Consider the following 23778-nt stretch of genomic DNA (forward strand, 5'->3'; position numbering starts at 1 on the left):
GCCTCTTCTGATTGATAACGAAACAGAGTGCAGGACAGAAAATATAACGCCAGGAAGTACAGATTTCCTGCTCAAATATTGCATAGCAGAAAACAAAGAATAAGGCGAATGAAAAAGCCCTTGACAATCTCCGGATTTTGGGCCTATAATATACATGTACACGAGAAAAGTAAAAAGTATGTAGATTCAATATGCAGAACCGCAGTTTAGTGGTATGTATATTTGGTTGTATGATATTTTCTAACGACTCTCTTGTATATTTTAAGAGAGTCGTTTTTGTTTTAGGACAGGAGGATTTCATATGGATACGGCGTTTATGAGGAAAACATTTGCTCTAATTGCAAAGGGACTAATCGAGAAAGAACAGTTCCTACAAAAGGAACCAACACGTTATCCTTACAGTAAGACATTGCAGCATGGGGTAAATATGTTCTTAGCAGCAAGCCAGTGGGCAGGTTGCCAAACCATTGCACAATATGCCGACGAAGCTTCCTTTCTTGCGCATTTTATTACCAAGCCTATTCAGGAATGGTTTAATGAATGGAACCCAGAGGTAATTGATAGGCTAAATCTTCAGGAAGAACCCTTTTACGCCTACGACGCCTTTGCGTATCAGAGGAGTGGAAATATGTACACTCCCAGTGCTGACTGTTATGAATTCATAGAAACACAGGACAGCGACATCATGGATGGAACAGATGAGCGTCTTCTTTATGAAAAAATGCGTACTTTAGATCAGGAAACTTATTGTAAGGTTCGAAGATATATTATCGAGAATCCAATCATTACGCTTGAAGATAGGCGGGCAATGTCACTTGACCTGACTGATAATCAAGCGGCAAGAGACGCCTTCCAGTTTGCTTACGAAGAAATTACTGAAGATAGCTATCGTTGTCCTCACTGCGGCTGGACCATGATACCCGGAAAATACGGATATAGTTGCCACTCAACACACTGTACAGACACTATTCCTGAACTCACAGATGAGATGAAGCTAGATGCTTCGACTGGCGACCTTTATCGATTGAAGAAAGGGGTTATGCGTTATTTTGCAGCTCCCGGAAAGCTGGAACTTGCAATTGTAGCGTTTTGTGAGAAAAAGAAAATTTGCTGGGCATTGTGGCCACAGATGGATCGTTATGATGTAGAAATCCAGTTCTCTGACGGAGAGATTTGGGAAATCGATGCCAAGGCGTATCGCAATCCCATAGCACTACGCACCAAAATTCAAAATGATAATGGATTCCCTGAAGGTGAATATACAAGGGGATATTTTGTTATTCCCAGCGAATACACGGTAAACCAGCGAAACTATACCGCAATCATCAATCGTATATTGGAGAATCAAAAAAATGTAAGGTGCGTAACTTTAAAATCATTGAAGACTGAAATTACGCGAAAGGAGGATTCCTGCCATGAAGAATAACAAAAATGTATGGTATGCACCTCTCTTGGCGCAGTTCCAGGCGATAGAGGATGCTATGCCCCTGTCTCGCTTTGCAGCTATTGAAGCGGTGTTACATTTACTCACTCTTACTGCACCCGATGTTGATCCGACAAAAGCCTATCTTTTGTTCACCCAATATCAACTTATTGGTGCCAAAGAGTGCACGGCCATGGAACATACTTTGCAGCAGGCTCGACACATGCTGGGATACTATCGCTCTCAAAAATACTGGCAGGATGATTTGAGAGATTATCGAGCACCAAGGTATAATGCAGTTCGTGCTTTTTCATTTCAAGAAATCGATGGAACAGTGTCTTTTTCCAAGACGGAAGGTACATATCCCTATCCGTATGCGGAACGCCAAAAAGAATGGGGGCGTTTTTGGCCAGAGTGTTTTGAAGATTCAAGAGCTCTTTCTTATGCTGAAGCAGAAACATATAGGTATGTTTATCCGAATCTTGAGAATGGAGAAGTGGAAACAATCCAAGTCAAATTTGATAACAATTATATACCTTCTGTTCAACCGACTACTCCGGAAAAGGGTTATAGACCTCCAATTGTTATCTCATCGGACGAACTTCTAAATGCCGCAAAAGAAATGGCCAAGATCTGTCCCGAGGATCCCTGCCATATGATTTTGAAGACTAATATCCTTAAGCAAATTGTCGGCAGCTCAGTCCAATCATGTACAGAACTTACCCTCCAAGAAGTAGTTAATATTGTGGGTATGGTCGGTGCAGGAAAATCAACGCTGATTAAGGTTTTGGCATTTTGGTGCCATCAAAATGGTTATCGTATTGCAATTGTTGTTGATACAGTAGCGGAAGTCTTGAATTTGCAAAAGTATTTATCTGTTTTTGGCGTTACAGTAAGCCCTTTGATTGGGCGTAACGAAAGGCTAAAATATATCAATCAAGTTACACAACCTAATGAAACCTGCTTACCTGCGGGCTTTTCTCAGTATTTGACACCGGTATGCCTGATTGATGGTATGGATACACAGCACAGTGCTGCGATCTCTTTCGGGAAAGAACCGTGCTACTCTTTAAAAAAGGGAAACAAAAATCACCTGTGTCCTTACTTCGATCAGTGTTTGGGCACAAAGATGCTCCGGGAATGCTATACTGCTTCGGTTGTGCTTACAACGGTTGCGGGATTTGCGGCTTCCCGAGTGGGACAACAGCGAGAAACATTTTTGGAATTGGCAATGCGCGATTTCGACTTGGTCGTCTTTGATGAGAGTGACAGAGTTCAGAAGACGCTCGACCATTTCTTTATGCCGGAAACAAGTTTTAATAACTACATTCGTGAATGTGCCGAAGATTGTAGTGCCTATATGAGACTGAGCAGTAAACGCAGAGAAGAAAACCTGGCAGAACAGAGATACGACGAGATGCAGCGCCAGAGTGTAACAGTTCTCAGTTGTCTTGTGAAATCCCTGCATCATAAGTTGGGTGCATGGAAGAAAATCAAGTTTGGAGACCCATTCTCGGCACTTACCCTTTTGGAGGATATGTATCGGGAAGAATCGGAATATAGAATTCCCTATTCTGTCTATCAATCCATTTACGCCCTGATCGATATGCAAGATGAAGATCATATTCGTCAAAGTACCCTGTGGGCAGTACTTGAGAGCTCTTGCAAAAGCACAGATGAGACTTTTTTTAATCAAATGTATCGTATCTGGTTGAATGAACTTGGAGCTGATTTCCCACGGCCCCAAAAGGATAAAGTAAAACGCATTCAAGATGCCCGCATCAAGCTTATTTTGCGACTAATATACTTCGACCATTTTATTCGTGGACTCAGTGATGCATACGAAGCAAGCCATGAAACCTCTTATGGTCAAAATGAATTATTCGGATTCTTACAAACTCGATTCCGTCAGCAGCAATACTTCCTCCCCTCTGCACTGTGTGGAAATTTGTTCGGCCTAAAAAAGACAGATGATGAAGACATTATTCTGTTCCGTCAGTTTGCTTTCGGAAGAAGCCTGATGAAAGACCTGCCTTATTTGCGTACAGATTCTCACGGTAAACCTGCCGGTCCTCATGTTATTCTGTTGTCAGGTTCGAGCTGGGCGGAAGGTTCGTATGAATACCATGTGAATCGGCCGGTGAACTATATCTTAGAGGCAGATAGTGAAAAACGTGCTTTCTTGGAGAAGACACGCTTCTTTGAATCAGGATTTCCAGAACGAGTCTCTGGCGCTGCAGATGACCAACGTATGGCGCAATTGCGCTCCGTTACGCAAAAGACGGCTGAGTTAATCATTAGAGAATATGAACGAAAAGCCGGGAAGATCCTACTGGTTGCCAACAGCTATGCTCAAGCGCAAGAAGTGCAGCAAACACTGGAAGCAGCTTTGCGAAAAGCCAATTGTCCCGCACGCGTTTGTCGAATGGTCTCTGACGCTATCAGCACTCAAAATGACCAGAGTACTATACGGCGTGGTGAGGTTGGCCGGTTTGCAAAAATGAGTGAGGAAATCCTAATCGCTCCTGCAATGGCAATTGAGCGTGGCCATAACATTGTCGACGAATATGGCCATTCCGCACTTTGTGCTGTGTTTTTTATGGTGCGGCCCATGGCCATTCCCGATGATATCCAGCAGCAAGGCAGCAAACTCAATGGCTTTATTGAATCCCATTGCAAACGGGCTCCACATGAATCGCTATTCGCATATAATGTGCGCATCCGTCAATTTTCTGCCCAACAGTGGGCAAAAATGAGTAAAAGCAAGTCGTTTGGACTAGCTGAACTGAATAACGATGAACGCAAGGATGTCGTTGCCACTCTATTCGTTCTGATCCTTCAAATTTTCGGCCGTTTAGCGCGTGTCACTGACGTAACAAAACCAGAACCGCATGTCTATTTTATTGACGGCGCATTCCGTGGACGCGAAGGCAAACAAGGCGATTTCGATTGTCTTTCTGAATTGGGCAGATATTTAGATGTGCTGATGCTCCAGAAAGAAAGCGCAGAAATTGCTAAAACGCTGTATGCGCCGTTCTATAACGCTTATAGAAAGGACATTCAATATGAACGACAAAATCTATCCTCTGGCTTATAAGCTCTCTCCGGGACAGACCCGTACGCTTTACTATTTGGGCTTTCCTCAAACTTGGAAAGCAACCTTGTTGGATATTGCACGAAAAAATAATCTGCGCTTCAAAGACGAATATGGGCTTCCTACTAACGCACTGAAAAAGTTGGTCGATAGCTGGATGGAGGGAATCATTGCTCTGGCACCATTGAAAAAGGATAGCCATGATGAACATTGGCTTACATCTTGCTATGCGTATTCAGAGAAAGACATTCAGGCTTTGTGTGGCATTATCAAGGTGTGGGTAAAGGCCACCTATGTTACGGCTCCAAAAGCATCTCTTACAGTTAAAAACCTGGCAAATGATTTTTGCGATATGATTGATCCCAAGGAGCTTATGGCACTTCAGACCACAGCCAACGTCTGCCTTACTCTCGAAAATGGCACTGTGTGTGAAGAAGCATATCAAGCGATTCCACTTTTGGCGGTCAATCGATTGCTTGGCAAAGAGATTGCCTTAAATGGACAGATGCTACACCTTTGCTACGCTGCAAAGAATCAGTTGATCAGCCATCCAATTGTTGACCCTAAAAGTCAACATCAATATTCTTTTGTGTTTGACTTATCAGTACAGACAACACCGCCACAAAGAAAAGCTTTGCTGCTGTGCCAGATGAGCATTCGCCGTTGGATTCCTGGCAATTATAATAAAGAACGTATTCCATTTCTTTCTGACGGAATTAACTCCCATATAAAGGTTTCGGATAGCAAGTACTGTCAAGTTTCGATTGCGTATAACTATAACAGCAGACAACCTGACTGGAAAGCACAAGACAAAGAATGCTACAACATCTGGGGATATGAGCAATTGCCACCGGCTAACGATGTTTTAACGGATCCTGCGACATACACAGAGAAAATCCTTCTTCCATATAAAAATGGCATGAATGGGTTCGTAGCTTCAAAAATCGGGACCGGCGTTTCCGTCGTTGACAAAGCGATATTACACCAAGCTATTTCTGCTTTGTTGGGCAATATGATCTGTGAGCAGCCTGAGGCAGAACGAGTTATGTTAAGGGGACAAAATTTTTCGTGCTTCAAGTCTCCGCAAGAATATGAGAGTTCTGAAGATTTTCGAAGTTGGGTAAGCAAATGTGTTGAAACAGACCGGATTACATTTGAGATTTATGGTCTTTGGAAAGATCCCAATCAGCTAGAACTGTTGGAATGCATTCAGTCGAAGATCGAACAGGATTTTGGCGTTGAATCTGAATTGTCCTGCTTGAAAATACGATGTGTGCGCAAAGAAATTGGCGATCTTGCTGACGGTATGCCTGATAACAAAAAGGAAACTAAAATCCGACGGTGCGATGAAATTGTCGCGCAATTAGAACAAGCTGACTCGGTTACCGCCTGTATTTTTGCTTTGCCAGGGCAAGAGCAGTATGAAACAGGCGACCCAAAACAAGTCCTCCGAAATGCGTTTGCCAGAACTGGACGAGTTGTGCAGTTCATCAATCCTGAAAATGATATTAATAAAAACAAAATTGAAAACGCAGTATATGACCTCTACCGCCAGTTAGGCATTGTAACCTTGCTGAATTTCAAAAAGAAACTGCCACCCTTGGCAAATACGCCCTGTGTTGGTATGCACTTGTGTACGCAAGTGCATGGAATTTTGAATAAGGCACGTTTTCTTCCCATCTATGTCACAGTTGATTTATTAGAAGGAAAAACTCAAGTGCATTGCGATGCGTTCTCTAATCGAACGGTCTCTTATCGAGAAGCTTGTCTTGAGATGGCGAAGCTTTTCTGGGAAAACGATTTGGAGCAATGCTGTGTTGATGCAAGTCGTACCCCTGCTAAGCAAAAGCTGATAGAACTGAAAAACCGCTATTATATGAAAGAGGATAGCATACTGTTCGTTATTCAGTCGGATGGAAACACTCGTGCGGTATGGAGTGGCATTTCGGATAAAGAAATTAGCGGATATACTATAACGGCTGAATACTGTCCCTCTCAAATCAATGTTGGAATGCCTAAAAATCCCTATCCTCTTTCGCTAACAGATTCCGGAGTGAGAATTGTTCGAATCAGGAGCAACCAGGAAGTCCCGGACTACTTTACGGAGTTGAGTAAGAAATCTACAGATGAATGTCCGCAGTTTTCTTCCGCTGTAGGCATTTTCAAGTATGGCGATGTGTATTGGGGGATTCATGCAAGACCGAATGATTCTCAATATACAAGCAGCTTTAGAGTATCCAAGATCGATCATCCCAAACAGCGATTTGCAGAAAAGGATATGATTGAGCTGTATCCTTTACAGCTTCAGTCCGGTGACAACACTGCCGAGTGGATTTTTTATACCAATGCGTTACGGCATATTCCCATTCAATATAACCAATCGACTGTACTTCCCCTGCCGTTGCATTTGGCAGAGAAACTTGAAGAATACCTTTTCGATGCGTAACAAGTAGCGGATCATGATACGAAACAGGCACTACCGCAGAGAATATCTTATTAGGTGGTGCCTGTTTTTAGATCGACTTCTCTGTTGGACATTCTCCCATACCAATGCTATAATAAACCAAACAGCATTATTACAGAAGGAGATTATACAATGGACCCTAAAAGTCTTATTACCGAACTCATGAAGCAGGAAGGGATCATCACCCCTTTGGAGCAGGACATCCTTAACACCTGGGCCGAACTTCTGAAGCACCCGCTTGATATGTCCTCCGCAAATGAAAAAATTGTGTCAAACAATCTCAAGTACCCCGATATTTATACCAAAGTGTCCGTTCTGCCGTCAACAGTCCAAAAGCCTGTACAGGAAATCACAGAAACCGATCTGCGATACATCTTAGACAGCCAGCTTACATTCTTGGTACAGAAAGAACAGGAGGCACACCGCAATGGCCAATAAGCTGGAGCTGACCTGGTACGGCAAGGACGAGCCGATTCTGGTGGAGCCCCGCCTGCTGATCGAGAACGCCGCACTGTCCAACACCGCCGCCGACCCGGACACGGAAAATATGCTCATCCACGGGGACAACCTCCTGGCGCTGAAGGCACTGGAGAGCAAGTATGCCGGGCAGGTGAAGTGCATCTACATCGACCCACCCTACAACACTGGCTCTGCGTTTGAGCATTACGACGATAATCTGGAGCACAGCCAATGGTTGAATCTTATGCGTCCACGGCTTGAAATTTTGAAATCTCTACTCGCTGAGAACGGTAGTCTCTGGATTAGTATAGATGCTGATGAATATGCCTATCTCAAAGTCGTTTGCGATGAAATTTTTGGTCGGAGTAATTATAAAACCACAATTTCCTGGCAGAGAAAATACAGTGTTAGCAACAATTTCAAAGGAATTGCTACAATTAGTGAATATATTCTCGTTTATGCCAAAAGCAAGGATTTTTCCCCTAATCTTTTGCCAAGAACCGCAGAATCAATTGCAAGATACGTCAACCCCGATAACGACCCCCGAGGGCCCTGGAAAGCGGTCGATTATCTGAATCAGGCAACAACAGCTCAACGGCCCAATTTATGCTATGACATTATGAATCCTTTCACTAAAGCGGTAGTTAAAAATGGCGTAAAAGCATGGAAATATGAATATCCTACACACCAAAAACATGTAGAAGAAAACCGTCTCTGGTGGGGTATCGATGGGACAAACTCTGTTCCTGCTCTAAAATTATTTTTATCTGAAGTACGGCAAGGGATGACTCCTCATAACTGGTGGCCATATGATGAGGTAGGCCACACAGACGAGGCAAAAAAATAAAATATTGCCTTATTTGGACGTGATTTTGTCTTTGCCACCCCCAAGCCTGAGCGTCTCATTGAGCGTGTGCTTATACTTGCAACCAACCCTGGCGACCTGGTTCTCGACTCCTTCCTCGGCTCCGGCACCACCGCCGCGGTTGCCCACAAGATGGGCCGCCGGTACATCGGCATTGAAATGGGCGGCCACGCCTACACCCACTGCAAGGTGCGTCTGGACAAGGTGATCGCCGGGGAAGACCCGGGCGGGATCACCAAGTCCGCCAAGTGGGAGAAGGGCGGCGGATACCGTTTCTACGAGCTGGCCCCCACCCTCATCAACGAGGACGCCTTCGGAGAGGCGGTCATCAACCCAGATTACGACGCGGACATGCTGGCCGCCGGCGTGGCCCTCCACGAGGGCTTCACCTACCACCCGGACGGCAAGCTGTTCTGGAAGCAGTCCTCGGGCAGTGAAAAGTCCTATCTGTTCGTCACCACCCGCCACTTGAACAACGATTATCTGGACTCCATCCAAAGCACTATGGAGGAGGACGAATATCTCACCATCGCCTGCTGCTCCTACGACAAAGGGTTGGACAGGGTCTATGACCATATCACCGTCAAAAAAATTCCCCAGATGCTCCTGGAACGCTGTGAGTTTGGCAAAACGGATTACAATCTGAATATCGTACATCCCCCGGTGTATGAGGACGAGGAGGAATACGATGCGGAGTGATTTTCCCCTGTATACCACGGACTACATCAGCGGCGTCATGTCCCTGCGCAAGCCTCAGAAGGAATCTCTCAAAATCCTGGAGGAAATCGTAAACAGTGTGCAGCTGCGCAAGGGTATGAATCTGAATGCGGCTCTGGGCGCTGTCCACGCTATGTATCCGATCTGTTCTGATTTCGAGCGGGAGTTTCTCTCCCTGACCTTTGCCCTGGCTACTGGCGTAGGCAAAACCCGGCTGATGGGGGCCTTTATCGCCTATCTGTATACCCAGCACAACATCAGGAATTTTTTTGTTGTCGCCCCCAACACCACCATCTATGAGAAGCTGAAAAAAGATCTCAGCGACAACAACAGCCCCAAATATGTGTTCAAAGGGCTGGGCTGTTTCTCCGCCCTGCCCCAAATCATCACAGACGACGATTACAGAGAAAAACCCATCTCCCTGTTTGAATCGGATATCCATATTTTTGTCTATAACATCGACAAATTCAACAAGGAAGGGGCCAACATGAGGCGGGTGAACGAGTTCATTGGCAGCTCGTTCTATCAGTATCTTTCCAGCCTGCCGGACCTGGTGCTCATTATGGACGAGTCCCACCACTATCGGGCGGAAAAGGGTGCCCAGGCCTTGAACGAACTCCACCCGCTGTTGGGCCTGGAGCTGACCGCCACCCCTCTTGTGACCAAGGGGGCCAAACAGGTCCCCTTCAAAAATGTGGTGTATGAGTATCCCCTGTCCAAGGCCATTGAGGACGGCTACACCCGCACCCCCTTCGCCGTGACCCGCTCCGACATAGACTTTTATAATTTCGGCGACGAGGCGCTGGATAAGCTGATGCTGACCGACGGCATCACCTGTCACGAAAACGCAAAGCGGAAGCTGGAGCTGTACGCCGCCAACAGCAGCACTCCAGACAAGCCCGTTCGGGTAGTAAAACCCTTTATGCTGGTGGTCTGCAAGGACACTGCCCACGCCGCCTGGGTGGAGGACTACATCCGCTCCGACGAGTTCCGGGATGGAGCCTACCGCAATAAGACCATCGTTGTCCACTCCAAGCAGAAGGGCGCGGAGAGCGAGGCCAACACCCGCCTGCTGCTGGATGTGGAAAGCCCGGAGAACCCGGTGGAAATCGTCATCCACATCAATATGCTGAAAGAGGGCTGGGACGTCAACAACCTCTACACCATCGTCCCTCTGCGCACCGCGGCCTCCAAAATCCTGCGGGAGCAGATGGTGGGCCGGGGCCTGCGCCTGCCCTACGGGGAGCGCACCGGCGACCGGGACGTAGACGCCGTCATGCTTACCGCCCACGACAAGTTCGCCGACATTCTGGCCGAGGCTCAAAAAGGCGACTCCATTTTCAAGGCAGGCAACATCATCAGGGCCGAGGAATTCGTCCCGGATCAGGTCACGCACACCCAGCTTGCCCTTGACCTGGAGCCGAACAAGGCCCTGGAAACTGCCTATCAGCAAACCGGAATGCAAAAGTCCGATGCCGCAGACGCCCTGTTGGAAACCACGGTGGAGCTCATCCAGCAGGCCGTCACCGCACAGATCCAAACCTCCCCGGAACACACGGTAACGCCCACCCAGACACAGAAAATTGTAGCCGAGGTGAAGGAGAAGGTCTCTGAGGACAAGGACCTGGGAGATGTTTTCCGGGAGAACGAAATGCCCCTCACCGCCTGGATGCTGTACCAGACCGAGGAGACCCACCGCGCCGCACAGTCCGGATTTATTCCTATTCCCCATATCAAGATCACAGACGCCGGCGTGGAGGAATATGTCTTCACCGATTTCGATTTGGACCTGACCGATTTTACCCATGTGCCGATCAAGAACGAACTGCTCATTCAGAACCTGGAAGATATGCAGGACAGGCAGAGGATCAAGGGTGCCGCCATTGATTTTGAGGGGTACAATCCCAAGAAGGTGATCTTGGAGCAGCTCCGCAATAAACCGGAAATCGACTACATGAAATGCTCTGCTCTGTTGTTCAAGCTGATCACGCAGCTCTGTGACCACTATGAAACAGCGTATGGTATAAACGGGATGCAAAACATCGTCATGATGTACAAGCGGGATATCGGGAACAAAATCTATCAGCAGATGATGCGGCATTTCTACTGTGAGAATGGATTCCTCCAAGAGGAGGTTGTGGGTATCAGGAACTACAACATGCAGCAGAGCTACCAGTTCAAAGAAAGGGTCGATCTGTATGAGGAGTTCACTGAGGACATCCGGTCGGTTCTTTTCACCGGAATCAGGAATGGCGTTTTCACCACCGCGAAGTTCGACAGCAAAGAGGGCGAACTGACTCTTGCCCGTGTGCTGGAATCAGACGTTGACGTTCTGAATTGGCTCCGCCCTCATCCCAGAGAGTTCAACATCACCTACAACTGCGGCCACATCTATGAGCCGGATTTTGTTGTGGAAACAGAGCGGATCATCTACCTGGTCGAGGTTAAGGGCGAGGATAAACTGAACGATCCTGATGTGATCGCCAAGAAAAAACGCGGTATACAGTACTGCGAGGCGGCTTCCCGCTGGGGCAAAGCCAACGGCTATAAGGAATGGCGCTATCTGTTTATCCCATCCAAGCAGGTTCTGCCAAGCTCCTCCTTCATGCAGCTGGCTCAGCGATTTCAGGAACTGTGATTTTTAGTATTCCGCTCTTTCGTGGCATACTCAAAATCTGCTTCGCCTAAACAAAGAAATACAGTCCATCGTCAGATCCCCCTCAAATCTTCTGATGCGATCACCCGCCAGACTCAGTTCTGGCGGGTGATTTTTCTACAGCAAAAACTTTTTCTGTGAACGAAAAAATAAAGTTCGCTTTTGGAACCTGGAGGTTGTAGTAGAGGGATGATGGGCCTACGCTCTGAATCGGTAAACATTTTGTAAACTCGTCTATAAGAAAGTTCGGTTTCAGCCACTGGAGGTTGTGGTAGAAGGATGAGAGAGTCAGCGCATAAGGGCAGAGGAAAAACTGACTCAGCAGAAAGGGTGGGCAAGTACAACATGAAAGAATCCAACTACAAGAACTACGACGAACTGCCGCTGTTCCTGAACGCGAAAACAGTGGCAAAGGTGCTGGGCGTCTCACCGTCCAGCGGGTACGAGCTGATGCACGAACCGGATTTCCCGATGCTGAAAATCGGCAGCAGGATGGTGGTACCCAAGGAGCAATTCGTGGAGTGGGTATCGCGGCACACTCAGGGAGGTGCAGATTGAAGTACAAACAGTGGTCTAAGCGTGATCCGATCAAGAACTACTTCCAACTGCCCAACGAGATATTTCTGCTACGTCTGTCGCCCGGCGCACTGGCCGTCTACTCCTACCTGCTCTGCTGTGAAAACCGTAACACCTACCAATGCTGGCCCAGCTACAAAACTATCGGCAGAGCAGTGCGGATGAGTGCCAACACCGTTCGCAAGTATGTGTGCGAGTTGGAGGAGCGGCAGCTCATCAGTACAGAGAACAGATCCGTCACCACCAAGGCTGGCCTGAAGCGCAACGGCAATCTGCTCTACACCATCCGTCCGATTCAGCTGGCGCTGGACCAGTTCTACGAACAGCAGTTGGCGCAGATAGATGTGGCGGCTGAGCGTCAGCGAGTCGCAAACGCTCTCGCACTTCGCAACGATAGTACGCACTCAGCGTGACAGCCTGTGCGCCGCCGTGTGGCCTCGCTGATGCTCGGAGGGTAACAAGCCGCAGTCCATCGCAGACGAAGCTGTGTCCAAAGCGTGTGGCCGGTGTGCGCCATCCCGCGAATTCAGCACAACCGAAAGTGGCAGGTGAACCGGGGGGTCGAAAAAAGTGCAGGATAAAGGCAGGTGGTCGCTTACGCGCCCCCCTGCCAGCCACACCGCCCCGCAACGCGGGTCGGGGATTTTCCATAGGTGGTCGGTTTTACCCCCTGTTGGCTGTTCCAGGTGGTCGGAATGAAGAAAAACAGAGGAAAAACCGCCCTGTTTCAACCTTTTCCAAGGTGGCTGTGACAGGTGGTTTTCCAACAAAAAGGAGGAATTTTCCAATGAGCAAAAATACGCACATTTCGGTGGAACCAAACACACCCGCAGAAGTCAAGACGCGCATCCCCGTCTGGCTGTACCCATCCACACTGGAGGTGATGGACAGAGCAATGAAAATTGCGAACTGCAAAAGCCGCAGTGAGTATCTGGAGAAGGCCGCGCTGTTCTACGCCGGCTACGTTTCAGGTCAGGATGCCACTGCCTATCTGCCGCCCGCGCTGGCATCCGTCCTGCGTGGTACAGTGCAGGATACGGAGAACCGAATCTGCCGTCTGCTCTTCAAGCTGGCGGTGGAGCAGGACATGGTAATGAATGTGCTGGCGGCAGGAATGGAGATTCCCGATGAGCAGCTCAAGGCGCTGCGGGGACGGTGCATCCAGGATGTGAAAAAGACCAGCGGCAGCATTTCGCTGGACGACGCTGTCCGCTACCAGAGGGGTAGCCTAAGACATATTCATTTGACCGTCTCCTTTCTAACGTTTTGTGAGCGTATTGTCTCACATATCGTTAGAATTGTCAACAGTTAATTTAACGTTTTGTGAGAATTTTCAATTCTCTCTTGCAAATTCTCACTATCCGTGATATTATCGCCACAAGATTGTTTCGGGAGGGGACATCAATGTTCGCACAACGATTAAAGGAATTGCGGAAAGATAGGGGATTAACGCAGATACAATTTGCACAGCAATTCCATGTTTCCAATGGTGCTGTCGCAATGTGGGAAACCGGAAAACGTGAACCCGATTTTGATACGATGAATAGGCTTGCTGCTTTTTTTAATGTTACTGTTGATTACCTCCTCGGAAATGTGACTGACCCGTTTTTCCAACTGGACAATGACCGTATCCTCCAGGACATAAATAGCTATGAGAGCGAAAGCACCTCCACCCTCACAGATAGGGACAGGCGGGATATAGCCCGTGACTTGGAGCGGATCATGGAGGCCCTGGACACAGCCGGCGATTTGCAGTTTGACGGAGATCCCATGAGTGACGAGGCCCGGGAGAGTATCAGGGCCGCTATGAAGTTGGGGCTGGAGGCCGCCAAGGTCAAAAATAAAGAGCGGTTTACCCCCAAGAAATTCAGAAAGGAGTAAACCGCCATTGGATATTAAACGCCTTGCGGAGAGGCTGGTGGACAAGCACGGCACCCGTGACCCCTTCAGAATTGCGGAGGAGCTGGGCTACACCATCATCCACACTCCCCTTGTGGGGGTGCGGGGCTTTTATCAATATCTGAAGCGGTGCCATATCATTTACTTGGACTCGGAACTGGGCGAGGCCACAGCACGCTTTGTCTGCGCCCATGAGCTGGGGCATTCCTTCCTTCACCAGGGCCTAAATCGGATATTCATGGATACCCGCACTTTCATCATCACTGGCCGCTATGAAACCGAGGCCAACCAGTTTGCGGTTGACTTGATATATAGCGACGAGGAATTACAACCCTACTTGTCCCGCAGTTATGAGCGTGCGGCCGCCTATATGGGGGTCAGCAACGCCCTTGCGGAGTATCGAATGGGGGAAGTCGTGCCGGAGCACCCGGCAGACGAATGGGCATGAAAAAAGCCCTCCCCGGTGCTACCAACGCCGAGGAGGACAAAGAGGGCAGTAGACTTTGCGACGGCCTAACTGCCCTCCTATCATATCAAATGCAGGAGGAAAAAGCAAGATGGCAACCATTCAAAAACAGGGGAGAGGTTATAAAATTACCGTCTCCCAGGGCTATGACCATGCCGGCAAGCGGCTCCGCCAATATATGACGTGGGTACCAGAACCGGGGATGTCTGAGCGGCAGATCAAGAAGGAGCTGGAGCGGCAAGCGGTCTTGTTCGAGGAAAAGGTTTTGACCAGGGTCACCTCCAACGGCAATATGCGCTTTGCCGACTTCGCAGAAAAGTACATGACCGAGTATGCCCAGCTGTACCTCAAACCCAAAACCATAGCCACCTACACAGAGCACCTTCAGCGCATCAACCAGGCAATCGGCCACATTCGGCTCTGCGACCTCCGTACCGGCCACATCAACAGCTTTTACCAAAACCTGCAGGAGAAGGGGATCCGCAACCGCACCACCGCCGTCTGCAAAATCGACCTGCGGGAGCGGATCGGGACACAGCGAGGGGCCTTGACCGCTTTTGCCAGTCGTGCCGGCGTCAGCCGGGCCACCATCAAACAGGCCATGGACGGCAAGCCCATCAACAAAGAATCTGCTGACGCTATCGCCCAGGCCGTGGGAATGAAGACCGCCAGAGCCTTTACTGTCACCACCCACGGGGAACCGCTGGCCCCGGCTAGTGTAATCTCCTACCACCGTACTCTCTCCTCCGTCCTCTCTCGGGCGGTCAAGTGGGGTTATATCCAGATCAACCCCGCAGACGCAGCGGAAAAGCCCAGCCTGGGCGGCCATGAGGCGGCCTACCTGGAGGAGGACGATGCCCGGCGGCTCCTGGAGCTTTTGCAGGCCGAGCCGGTCAAGTGGCGGGCCCCCATCACCTTCGACCTTCTTTCCGGCCTGCGCCGGGCAGAGCTACTGGGCCTCCGCTGGCAAGACGTAGACCTGGATGAGCATACCATCACCATCCGCCAGACCTCTAACTATCTGCCCGGCAAGGGGGTCTATGTGGGCTCACCGAAAACCACCACCTCGGCCCGACCTCTACCTATCTCCACCGCAGCTATTATGCTACTGCTGGAGTACCGGGCCTGGCAGGACACCAGGCGGGAGCAGTTGGGGGACGCCTGGGAAGATCAGGACGGGCGGGTGTTCACCACCGACACCGGAGCCCCCATGTTCCCCGACAGCCTGACACAGTGGTTCAGTGCTTTTATTACCCGGTCGGGTATGCCGAAAGTGACGGTCCACAGCCTGCGGCACACATACGCCTCCCTAATGATTGCCGATGGTGTGCCCCTGGTGGTTGTCTCCCGACAGCTGGGCCACGCTCAGGCCAGCACCACGGCCAACATCTATGCCCACGCCATAGCCTCCGCCCAGGCGAAAGCCATGCAGACCTTTGACCGATTCAATGACCTTGTTGGAGCTGAAAAACCGCCCGAAAGGGGCATGAAAAAAGCGGCCGGGAATTGACTTCCCGGCCGCTCAACTGTGTATTTCGTGGTAGACCTTTGCCAGATTGGACGCTAAACGGACGCTAAACCCAAAAATTCGGGGCTATCGGAGAAATGAGAAAAGCCTTGTAACCGTTGCGGCACAAGGCTTTCACTGGAGCTGCTACCCAGATTTGAACTGGGGACCTCATCCTTACCAAGTGATTGGAAACCTCGGGAGTGCCGCTGTTCAGCACTTTCGGGGCATTTTTGTTGCGGAGGCGCATGGTCTTTGGCACTTTCCCGTCCATTGTCTCCGCCCGCTTTTTTCCGCGTGTGGGTCACGGTGTGGGTCAAACCCAAATCATGAAGCAAAGGCGGGACGCACCTCAGAGAGCGGAAGTCCCAACTTGATTGCCCGCTCCCGCTCATAGGTGACTCTGGTGATCTCCTCAATAAACCGCCGCTCTTTTTCGTCCGCGCTGGCCCATCTCACAGCATACTTCCTGCACATCTGGAAAAAAATCTCGTAAAACCGATCTTCCTCCGCATCTCTGCGGCAATACCACGCCGCATCAGATACGGGGTTTTCTTTTCTGTGTTCCATCCAAGCACCTCCTGAGTCAAGCAAGGTATGTGAAAAAGATCCGTTTCGCCGCCTCGTCCGCTATCAAATACCTTGGGGCGGAAGAAGCAAACATCGGAAGTCTTACCGCTCCAAAATCCCGCTCATAATGCCGGGCCAGTTCACCCGTCTTCGCCTCCAGCACAACGTCCCCGGCGAAGCCGTTGTCAATGGACAGCTTGATACCGTAGGCAATCATCAGCCGCCCGATTCCAGCGTACTTCGGCCTTCCGCCGTCCATCATCGGATTCGAGCCCGGCTGGGCCTCCATATAGGCGATATGAACCACAAGTGAATGCTCCAGAATTTCGTATGCCCCCAGTGCAATCAACTCATTGCCCGCTTTCGCCGCATATTTCTCAAAACGGTCATCAGCCAAATATTCGCTGGTCCATGAAGTCTGCCAAGTCGGCGGAGAATCCGTTGACTCGGCATCCTCCTGTGTCATCGGTTCAATAGAAACTGGAACCCGCTGATGTTCTCCGTCCAGTACAAACGGCTCAAACCGCACCGCTATCACCTCTTTACAGGTAACAGTTTACCATATAGGAGCACAAAATACAAGTCCGCCACCCATACAGAATTTGCTACGCTGTAAACAATATAGGGGCTGTGGCACTGTGCAGTTCGCTTGCTTTTCACCTCTGTACTTCTCCGTTTATCCCTATCGACTTTCGCCTCCTATTTCGGTATCGTGTTGCTTGCGAAAGCCCTTTAAAATACAGAAATCAGGAGGAAAAGCAAATGACCAGTATCAAAAAGCGCACCACTGTCGCACTGACGGCAGCAATCCTCGCAACAACCCTCGCTATCCCCGCCACGGCAGTGGAGACCTCAGCCATTCGAGTGAGCAGCTACAAGGGCAGTACCCTGAAAGTGGGAGAACGCAGCGGACTCATCATCGGCCCCAGCGGTGCGGACTACACCGTCACCTCCAGCGACCCAGACACGGTGGCGGTGGAGCAGGTGCTGACCTTCTGGGTCGCCGTCGCCAAGACGGTGGGGACGGCGGAGATCACCGCTTCCAACAGCGCCGGGGAGCATGGGAGCATGACGCTGACGGTCGGCTCCACTACCCCCGCCGCGCCGGAAGCCCCCGCCAGCGGGGACAGCGCCGGCCTGACGGACAACCTGGAGATACGGCAGGAGATGATCCGCCTCATCAACCAGACCCGCAAGGCCAACGAGGTGCCGGAACTGCCGGTCAGCGAGGCCCTGATGAACGCCGCCCAAGCCTGCTCCGACCGGCGCTATACCTGGCATCACGCTCCGGAGGAGAGCCAGGCCGCTGCCGAGGCTGGATATCCCTACGGCTTCGGTGACAACCTCACTGTGTTCACCGGCACAGCCGACGCTGCCCAACGCGCCGTCGACAACTGGATCCACTCCCCCGGTCATTTCGAGACCATGATCGACCCCAGATGCGACTGTATCGGCGTGGGCGTGACCCAGTACGACGGTATCACCTACTGCTACATGTTCGTTGGAATACCCAACAGCATCAATTTCTATGCGTAAGCGAATAGTCCTCAAGGAGGGCCGTCCAGAAAACTGGACGGCCCTCTCTCGTGGTGGCAAAAACAGAGCACAGATTTACTGCTCAGATATTGCGTACCAGAAAACAAAGAATTAAAGCCTTTCATTTGGTGGGTTCTAATAAGGAGTATCTAAGAACTTCGGACTGGCGGCATGGCCCTTTGGTAAAGAGAAAGCTAATTTTACCGAACTCTTTTGGGAATGCGCCCAACATTGCAAAAGTTTTTCGTAATGTGACTGTTTTCTCCTACGGCTGACACATTTCCAACTATTGACTCACTCATGACCCGGATAGTGCAGGAACAAAGGTAGTCCAGCCGTTGCCGCTGCGCAGCTCCGCATCCCGGTCATCTGAGAGGGTAAAGACATAGACCGGCTGACGGAACCCCTTGCTGTCGGCCATGTATTCCAGAGCGCAGGCGGTAACCCGCACCTGATTGGGCTTCAGGTAATTGAACATCGGCACGTCCTGCCAGGAGAACCGGCCCGCACAAAGAAGGTCATATGCCTCTTGGGAAGATATTACAGTGGCATTCCCGTGAAGGGTGCTGACAGAGAGGGCGTTGTCCACCTCATAGAGAATACCACCCTCCGCGATGTGGCAAATCAACTCACCAGCAGTCAGTACACCATCTTCCACCACACATTCTGCCCGGAACGCATACTCGCCCCTTTCCTCGTCCACAGTAACAAATTGGGCTGCGTCAGGTACATCAATGCCCAACGTCCCCAGGGCGGTACGGAGTTCATCTTCTGTAATTCTTCCGCCTTTGTTACTGTAACGCAAGTCGCTATCCACCCGATAATCTGTGTACTCGTAAGAGCGGTCATTGTGATTTATGATCAGGTTATATGTGCGATGGTCAGAGTAGAATGTGCTGTTGTCATAGTAATTTACATCGGGGCTACCAAAATTGATTTCTGCGCCCTGCCGCCCAAGGAAGTCCACGGCAAAAGCATCACAACTTTCCGAGGTAAAGGGTTCCGTCCAATATACCCCGGATGGCCCCGGTTCATCGGATAACGCACATTCCAGTACCCACTCCACTCCTTTGGTGTCGGCAGCATAGATGGGGGCATCCTCCAGATTGCCATAGGGCTGGAAACGGTAGGCAAAGAACACACCCGTCAGGGCCACAATGGACAAGGCCGGGAGTAAGGCATAGGCCCCAGCGGTTTTCCATCGTTTTCCTGACAAGCTGACGAACAACATACACAGGCAGTACCCCAACATAGCTCCCAAGGTATTGCAAATGAGATCGTCCACATCGGCCTGTCCCCGGCCAAGGATGTACTGGGCCACTTCGATAATAAGGGATGTTCCTGCTCCTGCCGCCAGCATCCAGTACCACCGTCGGAAGGGTTTTGCCGCCAAAGGGAGAAACACACCCAGGGGGACAAACATGGCAATGTTCAGCAAAGGATTCAGCCAGACCTGAAGTGTAAAGGCATTCCATGCTTCCCAAAACGCCAAGAATGGATAAAGCTGATACATCTGCATACCGTTTCCAATTCGGTTCATAAACGTGATGGAGACCAGTCCACCCAAGTAGCATAACAGCAACAGAACAGCTACAGCTTGTCCTTTCGGAAACTGTATTCCCTTCTGACGGTATTTCTGGTTCAGCAGGACGAGAAGTACTGCTCCTATTGCCAGGCCAATCAAAGCAGGAGGAATTGCCTGCCGGAACAAATAGAAGATTGTACGGATAAAGTCATGCATAGTAAGTTTTCCTCCTCTTTATCTGAAAACACAGTCAGTATAGCATAACCTGCTGAAATACGGAACTGGAAACAGGATATTTTAAGAAAAGTTTAAAGACTATGAACTGGCCAGAATCGAAAGTACTATGCTCTATCAGACGCTCCTCAATTTTTTGATACAGTCACTCGCCAAACTCAGTTCTGGCGAGTGATTTTTTCTAAAAATTTTTCAGCATACGAAAAATAAACTGTTGGTAAACAATTTGTAAACTCGTTTATAAGGAAGTTCCGTTTCAGCCATCAGAGGTTGTGGTAGAAGAGTGAGGAAGTCATTGCAGAAAAGCAGAGAAAGAAATCATGTCATAAAGAAATGGAGGTCAAGCGCAACATGAAAGAATCCATCTACAAGGACTACGGCGAGCTGCTACTGTTCCTGAACGCAGCAACAGTGGCAAAGGTGCTGGGCGTCTCACCGTCCAGCGGGTACGAGTTGATGCACATCGTCGTCACAAACTCCGTATCACTCGCCCCACCGCAAGCGGCAGGGCTCGCTCACTCCGTTGCTCCTCCTCTCCCCACACAAACGCTGTGCGTTTGTGCGGGGTCCCCTTTCTTCCCTGTTCTGAAAATCGGCAGCAGGCTCGTAGTACCAAAAGAGAAATTCGTGGAGTGGGTGTCTCAACACACCAAAGGAGGTGCAGATTGAAATACACACCTTGGCTCAAGCGTGATCCAATCAAGAACTACTTCCAACTGCCCAAGGAGATATTCCTGCTGGGACTGTCGCCCGGTGCGCTGGCCGTCTACTCCTATCTGCTCTGCTGTGAGAATCGAAACACCTACCAGTGCTGACCCAGCTACAAGACCATCGGCAGAGCAGTGAGGATAAGCACCAACACTTCCCGCAAGTATGTGTGCGGGTTGGAGGAGAGGCAGCTCATCAGTACAGAGAGAACGACCGTCACCACGAGAGACGGACTGGAGCGCAACGGCAATCTGCTCCACACCATCCGTCCGATCCAACTGGCCCTTGACCAGTTCTACGACCAACAGCTGGCGCAGATGGATGTGGCAGCTGAGCGCCAGCGAGTCGCAACGGCACTCGCACTCCGCAGTGATAGCGTGCACTCATCGTGACGACCTGTGTGCCGCTGTGTGGCCTCGCTGATGCTCGGAGGGTAACAAGCCGCAGTCCATCGCAGACGCAGCCGTGTCAAAAGTGTGTGGCCGGTGTGCACCATCCGGTGAATTCAGCACAACCGAAAGTGGCAGGTGAACCGGGGGGTCGAAAAAAGTGCAGGATAAAGGCCGGGGGTCGCTTATGCGTCCCCCGGCCAGCCACACCGCCCGCAGAGCGGGTCGGGGCTTTTCCATAGGTGGTCGGAATTTTCACTTTTTGCTGTGGCAGGTGGTCGGTATCAGAAAATTCAGAGAGAAAAGCGCAGTGTTTCGCCTTTCTGCAAGGTGACCGTCATAGGTGGTTTTCTGCCATTTCACAAGAATCAGCGTGGGGGTCATTTTTCACCCCCTGGGGGCAAGTCGGGGGTCAGTTTTTCCTCTGTCCTTACAGTCGCCGCAATACTGACGGGTCCAGGCGGGGATATTTACGAATTTCAGGAAGAGCATCATGCCAGGAGAAAAAACAAGTTTGCGTGCGAACCTCCCCTGAGACACAGCAACTCATCAAAGAGATGTGTCCTCTGGACAGCTGCCGTCTGCTCTTCAAGCTGATGGTGGAGCAGGGCATGGTGATGAACGTGCTGGTGGCGGGGATGGAGATTCCCGACGAGCAACTCCGCGCACTGCGGGGACGGTATGTCCAGGACGTGAAAAAAACCAGCGGCAGTATCTCGCTGGACGACGCTGTCCGCTATCAGAGGGGCGGTCTGTGATCACCCACACCCTATTCAAATTCTGCGTTGCAAAACAAAGAATAAAAGTCCTCGAAAAAAGTAGTAGCTATTCCCGCCGAGGTGTGGTATGGTGTGTCACTGCAAAGGAGGCGGAGCAGATGCGAAAAATCCTCGAAGATTTTTACTACGGCAATATTACGCCCTGCGAAAAAATAATGAGACCGGACTCAACGCTGCAGCGAGCAGTAAATACTGCCGCCCAGTGTGAAAACCAACTCACAGAGATGCTTGATGAAGTTGGTCGTGGACTCCTCACCAGGCTGGTCAAGGCACAGCATGAAATCGACAGCATCACTGCAACCGAGAATTTCATCCTGGGCTTCCGTCTGGGCGTCCGGCTGATGGCTGAGTGTATGGACGAAGATGACGGTGATATCAGAAATGGAGGTGGATAACGATGGCAAAGAAACGAGCAAATGGTGAGGGCAACATCCGCAAGCGCAAGGACGGCCGCTGGGAGGGACGGTACACCGCCGGCTACGATCCGGAGACTGGCAAGCGAATCATCAGAAATGTGTTGGGCAAAACCCAGGCAGAGGTCAAAGAGAAACTGGCCCAGGCACAGCAGGAGACAGCGGGTCTGGATGTAGGCCGCAGTGAGGACTACACAGTGGCCAGCTGGTTGAGAAGTTGGTACGAACTCTACGCCAAGCCCAACGTCAGGCCGGCGACAGCAGACCGCTACCACCTGATCATCGAGACCTACACCATCCCACGCATCGGGAAGATCAAACTGAAGAAGCTGACCTCCCGTGATCTCCAGAAGCTCTACAAAGACTTGATGGAACACGGCAGAGTCCAGAAGCGCAGCGGCAAGGGCAATCCCGGCCTGAGCAGCACCACAGTCAGAAGTGTCCACCTCACCCTCCACTGCGCATTTGAGAGGGCGGTGAAAGAGCGGCTGATCCCACGCAACCCCACCGATGACTGCATCGCTCCGAAAGTGCAGAAGGTAGAGATGAAAACACTTCTCCCTGAACACCTCAAATCCTACCTGGACGCCGCCAATGCCAGAGACGTCCTGCCCATGTTCTACCTGGAACTGGTCAGTGGGCTGAGAAAGGGTGAACTGGTGGCACTCCTATGGTCTGACCTGGACACAGAACACAAAACGATTTCCGTCAGCAAGCAGTACGTCCGCAACCCCAGCGGAGAGGTGATGCTCTCCAGGCCTAAGACAGAGACGTCGGTTCGGCAGGTGTCCATCCCACAGGATGCTGTGGATCTGCTGATCCAGGAACACAGCAAGCACCCGGACAACCAGTATATGTTCCCCTCGCCGGTCACCGGAGAGATGTACCACCCCGATTCGGTGGTGAAGCTCCACGAGAAGATACTGAAGGACGCTAGACTGGAGCATATCCGCTTCCACGACCTGAGACACACTTTCGCAACCCTGGCCCTCCAAAACGGCGTAGATGTGAAAACGGTCAGCAGTATGCTGGGGCACTATGATGCGGGCTTCACCCTCCGCACCTACACCCACGCCACCCGACAGCAGCAGAACAGAGCGGCAGAAACGATGGGAAATTTCATGGCGCAGGTCATGTAGAGCGAAAAATCCAGCAAAAAAGCCAGGCAGGAAGGCGAAACTTCCTGTCTGGCACTCTCTGGCACTCTCTGCCCCTCTCTGGACATTTCGCCGTGTGGGTCACGGTATGGGTCAGCGGAAAATCGCAAAAATAAATCCACCCAAAAAGTTACAAAAACAAGAGAAATCCCGCCAGAACCAATCGATTCAAGCGGGATTTTGGAGCTGCTACCCAGATTTGAACTGGGGACCTCATCCTTACCAAGGATGCGCTCTACCGACTGAGCTATAGCAGCAAATTATAAAATGGCGACGCGGAAGGGACTTGAACCCTCGACCTCCGGCGTGACAGGCCGGCGTTCTAACCAACTGAACTACCG

20 protein-coding genes, 1 tRNA gene and 3 pseudogenes are annotated in these 23778 nt (G+C 50.4%); 20 read left to right on the forward strand and 4 right to left on the reverse strand.

What is annotated here, in order from left to right:
• Positions 1-301: 301 nt before the first annotated feature.
• The 14 genes and pseudogenes from NFS22_RS18180 to NFS22_RS18240 all read left to right on the forward strand — a co-directional run bounded on the left by NFS22_RS18180 (position 302) and on the right by NFS22_RS18240 (position 16129).
• Positions 302-1426: a restriction endonuclease-related protein gene (locus NFS22_RS18180; protein WP_251319129.1), complete on the forward strand. Its 1125-nt coding sequence runs from the start codon at positions 302-304 to the stop codon at positions 1424-1426.
• Positions 1416-4520 (forward strand): pPIWI_RE_Z domain-containing protein, encoded by a 3105-nt coding sequence (locus tag NFS22_RS18185; protein ID WP_251319131.1) that lies wholly within the window; start codon positions 1416-1418, stop codon positions 4518-4520. Before NFS22_RS18180 ends, NFS22_RS18185 begins: the two co-directional genes overlap by 11 nt.
• Positions 4489-6963, forward strand: a complete 2475-nt coding sequence (locus tag NFS22_RS18190; protein ID WP_251319133.1) for a pPIWI_RE module domain-containing protein — start codon at positions 4489-4491, stop codon at positions 6961-6963. Before NFS22_RS18185 ends, NFS22_RS18190 begins: the two co-directional genes overlap by 32 nt.
• Positions 6964-7113: 150 nt before the next feature.
• Positions 7114-7419, forward strand: coding sequence for a hypothetical protein (locus NFS22_RS18195; RefSeq protein ID WP_251319135.1), 306 nt, complete (start codon positions 7114-7116; stop codon positions 7417-7419).
• On the forward strand, positions 7409-8287 hold the full coding sequence (locus NFS22_RS18200) for a site-specific DNA-methyltransferase (RefSeq protein ID WP_251319136.1): 879 nt from the start codon (positions 7409-7411) through the stop codon (positions 8285-8287). The genes NFS22_RS18195 and NFS22_RS18200 overlap by 11 nt, the downstream gene beginning before the upstream one ends.
• A gap of 3 nt (positions 8288-8290) precedes the next feature.
• Entirely contained in the window at positions 8291-9004 is a 714-nt protein-coding gene (locus NFS22_RS18205) for a DNA methyltransferase (RefSeq protein WP_277614870.1), read from the forward strand.
• Positions 8994-11660, forward strand: a complete 2667-nt coding sequence (locus NFS22_RS18210; RefSeq protein WP_251319140.1) for a DEAD/DEAH box helicase — start codon at positions 8994-8996, stop codon at positions 11658-11660. Before NFS22_RS18205 ends, NFS22_RS18210 begins: the two co-directional genes overlap by 11 nt.
• A gap of 363 nt (positions 11661-12023) precedes the next feature.
• Positions 12024-12236: a helix-turn-helix transcriptional regulator gene (locus NFS22_RS18215; RefSeq protein ID WP_251319156.1), complete on the forward strand. Its 213-nt coding sequence runs from the start codon at positions 12024-12026 to the stop codon at positions 12234-12236.
• Positions 12233-12667, forward strand: coding sequence for a helix-turn-helix domain-containing protein (locus tag NFS22_RS18220; protein ID WP_251319141.1), 435 nt, complete (start codon positions 12233-12235; stop codon positions 12665-12667). The genes NFS22_RS18215 and NFS22_RS18220 overlap by 4 nt, the downstream gene beginning before the upstream one ends.
• A gap of 374 nt (positions 12668-13041) precedes the next feature.
• Positions 13042-13566 (forward strand): hypothetical protein, encoded by a 525-nt coding sequence (locus NFS22_RS18225; protein ID WP_338148015.1) that lies wholly within the window; start codon positions 13042-13044, stop codon positions 13564-13566.
• A 92-nt stretch (positions 13567-13658) separates the two neighbouring features.
• Positions 13659-13832 (forward strand): annotated as a pseudogene (locus NFS22_RS24150) (helix-turn-helix domain-containing protein); the annotation flags it as partial.
• Positions 13833-13847: 15 nt separating this feature from the next.
• Positions 13848-14135 carry a hypothetical protein gene (locus NFS22_RS18230; protein ID WP_251319142.1) on the forward strand — a complete coding sequence of 96 codons (288 nt, stop codon included), beginning with the start codon at positions 13848-13850 and terminating at the stop codon, positions 14133-14135.
• A gap of 7 nt (positions 14136-14142) precedes the next feature.
• Positions 14143-14601, forward strand: coding sequence for an ImmA/IrrE family metallo-endopeptidase (locus NFS22_RS18235; protein ID WP_251319144.1), 459 nt, complete (start codon positions 14143-14145; stop codon positions 14599-14601).
• Positions 14602-14710: 109 nt separating this feature from the next.
• A complete protein-coding gene (locus NFS22_RS18240; RefSeq protein ID WP_251319145.1) occupies positions 14711-16129 on the forward strand; it encodes a tyrosine-type recombinase/integrase in 1419 nt (472 codons plus the stop codon).
• A gap of 324 nt (positions 16130-16453) precedes the next feature.
• Here the strand turns inward: NFS22_RS18240 and NFS22_RS18245 are convergent, their stop codons facing one another.
• Together NFS22_RS18245 and NFS22_RS18250 are read right to left on the reverse strand one after the other, a co-directional pair.
• Positions 16454-16696, reverse strand: a complete 243-nt coding sequence (locus tag NFS22_RS18245; protein ID WP_023347590.1) for a hypothetical protein — start codon at positions 16694-16696, stop codon at positions 16454-16456.
• A 16-nt stretch (positions 16697-16712) separates the two neighbouring features.
• Positions 16713-17225, reverse strand: coding sequence for a hypothetical protein (locus NFS22_RS18250; RefSeq protein WP_251319147.1), 513 nt, complete (start codon positions 17223-17225; stop codon positions 16713-16715).
• A gap of 233 nt (positions 17226-17458) precedes the next feature.
• Here NFS22_RS18250 and NFS22_RS18255 point away from each other — a divergent pair, with 233 nt between their 5' ends.
• A complete protein-coding gene (locus NFS22_RS18255) occupies positions 17459-18232 on the forward strand; it encodes a CAP domain-containing protein (RefSeq protein WP_023347592.1) in 774 nt (257 codons plus the stop codon).
• Between the two features lie 298 nt (positions 18233-18530).
• On the opposite strand, the gene NFS22_RS18260 is transcribed toward NFS22_RS18255, so the two are convergent.
• Complete coding sequence (locus NFS22_RS18260) at positions 18531-19973, reverse strand: VanZ family protein (RefSeq protein WP_251319149.1); 1443 nt, start codon at positions 19971-19973, stop codon at positions 18531-18533.
• 369 nt (positions 19974-20342) lie between these two features.
• Between NFS22_RS18260 and NFS22_RS18265 the strand changes: the two are divergent.
• From NFS22_RS18265 to NFS22_RS18290, 5 genes and pseudogenes are all read left to right on the forward strand, one after another.
• Positions 20343-20453: pseudogene (locus NFS22_RS18265) on the forward strand (DNA-binding protein); the annotation flags it as partial.
• 203 nt (positions 20454-20656) lie between these two features.
• Positions 20657-21091, forward strand: a pseudogene (locus tag NFS22_RS24155) (helix-turn-helix domain-containing protein).
• Between the two features lie 515 nt (positions 21092-21606).
• Positions 21607-21846 (forward strand): hypothetical protein, encoded by a 240-nt coding sequence (locus NFS22_RS18280; protein WP_338148021.1) that lies wholly within the window; start codon positions 21607-21609, stop codon positions 21844-21846.
• A 119-nt stretch (positions 21847-21965) separates the two neighbouring features.
• Complete coding sequence (locus NFS22_RS18285; RefSeq protein WP_251319150.1) at positions 21966-22262, forward strand: DUF6809 family protein; 297 nt, start codon at positions 21966-21968, stop codon at positions 22260-22262.
• 2 nt (positions 22263-22264) lie between these two features.
• Positions 22265-23419, forward strand: a complete 1155-nt coding sequence (locus tag NFS22_RS18290; RefSeq protein WP_251319152.1) for a tyrosine-type recombinase/integrase — start codon at positions 22265-22267, stop codon at positions 23417-23419.
• A gap of 199 nt (positions 23420-23618) precedes the next feature.
• Here NFS22_RS18290 and NFS22_RS18295 read toward each other — a convergent pair.
• Positions 23619-23694, reverse strand: a tRNA-Thr gene (locus tag NFS22_RS18295).
• Positions 23695-23778 lie beyond the last annotated feature (84 nt).

Source organism: Flintibacter muris (assembly GCF_943192995.1).
Taxonomy (GTDB): Bacteria; Bacillota; Clostridia; order Oscillospirales; family Oscillospiraceae; genus Lawsonibacter; species Lawsonibacter muris.